Genomic DNA, 1,159 nt, shown 5'->3' with positions numbered 1-1,159 from the left:
CCTACAAACTCTCTTTGTGTTCCTAGTCCATCAGGTTCTGTAAAGTTTACTCTAAACCAATAATCATCTGAGTTCATTAATTGTCCATTAAAGGTACCATCCCATCCTTCACTGGTTGGACTGATTTGTTTTAATAACTTTCCATATCTATCAAAGATATAAATCTGTGCATTTAGATTAGGCGCTACTCCTATTCCTAAAATATTCCATGTATCATGGAAGCCATCACTGTTTGGTGTGAAGAATCGAGGATAATCAATAATTCCTATCTCCACTTGAGAGATACTACACTCTCCAGTAATTCTTCTTCCAAATACAATATGATCTCCTGGAGTTACTCCTGTAAAAGTAGTACTCGATTGGAAAGGACCATCATCAATAGCAAACTCATAATCTTCTAGAGTACTATTAAATCCTGATACATTCTGTATCTCTACCGTATAGACTCCACCTGGATTAAATGAGCTTTCCAATACCACAGCTTCAAACACTGGTGCACTTACTGCTACATAACTCGTATTAGCTACATAACTACATGGAGGCTCTCCATTTGGATACGCTGCTATAATAGTCACTTCATATTCGCCTTGTTGATCTACTAATACTGTAGGATCAAATGAAATCACCGTACCATCTCTTCGCCATGTATACGAATAACTCACTCCTGTAATTGGATCCTCCACAGTTCCATCTAAAATAAATGGATCTAATGCTTCTCCTGTAATCTCATCTACACAAATCTCTCCTCCTTCTTCTAAATCTGTAAACGGTAATGGGTTTACAAAAATCATAAACTCTATAACATCTGTAGACTCACACATACTAGCGGTATTAATCGCTCGTGCATAAATTGTCTGAGGATCACTTGTATTTACATAAGCTGTTGGATCAAGAATCTCATTCTCCATATTCTGTGCATCTTCTAAAGATGTATAATACACCACAGATGTTGTTGGCTCTCCGCCTGTAATCACAGCATTCTGTTGTGTTAAATCAAAAGTAGCACTATCCTGATCAGGAATACCATTGATTCCTGGATCATCGGCACATTGTACAATATCATCTACAGGATTTGCTAGTGGACGACTCTCTACAGTAAAGATGACACTTCCAAAGGAAACACAATCCGTATCATCATTCTCTATTCTAAAGAAGAGTA

At 37.3% G+C, this 1,159-nt stretch carries 1 protein-coding gene; it reads right to left on the bottom strand.

The features are described 5' to 3' along the window. Positions 1–1,159 (bottom strand): T9SS type B sorting domain-containing protein (locus Q1A01_RS23565; RefSeq protein ID WP_299686014.1); only part of this gene is annotated, 1,159 nt, incomplete at both ends.

Origin of the sequence: uncultured Dokdonia sp. (genome assembly GCF_947492815.1) — a bacterium.
Taxonomy (GTDB): domain Bacteria; phylum Bacteroidota; class Bacteroidia; order Flavobacteriales; family Flavobacteriaceae; genus Dokdonia.
Note: the sequence above shows the minus strand (reverse complement) of the source record. Positions and strands in the feature narration are given on the sequence as shown.